Consider the following 288-nt stretch of genomic DNA (forward strand, 5'->3'; position numbering starts at 1 on the left):
CTGCCGAACGCGGCCTCGTTGGAGCGTACCGATGCGGTGGTGCGGCAAATGTCGAAAATCGCCCTGGATGAACCGGGGGTCGAGAGTGTGGTGGCGTTCCCGGGGCTGTCGGTCAACGGTTTCGTCAACGTCCCGAATGCGGCGGTAATGTTCGTCATGCTTGATCCGTTCAAGGAGCGCACCTCGCCGGATATGGCAGCGGTCGCCATCGCCGGGCGCCTGCAAGCCAAGTTTGCGAGCATCCCCGACGGCTTCCTCGGCGTATTCCCACCGCCGCCGGTACCGGGG

General features: G+C 64.9%; 1 protein-coding gene. It reads left to right on the forward strand.

The features are described from left to right. Nucleotides 1-288 (forward strand): efflux RND transporter permease subunit (locus AC0KVN_RS27610; RefSeq protein WP_483656837.1); only part of this gene is annotated, 288 nt, incomplete at both ends.

Source organism: Sphingobium sp. SG1 (assembly GCF_057063145.1).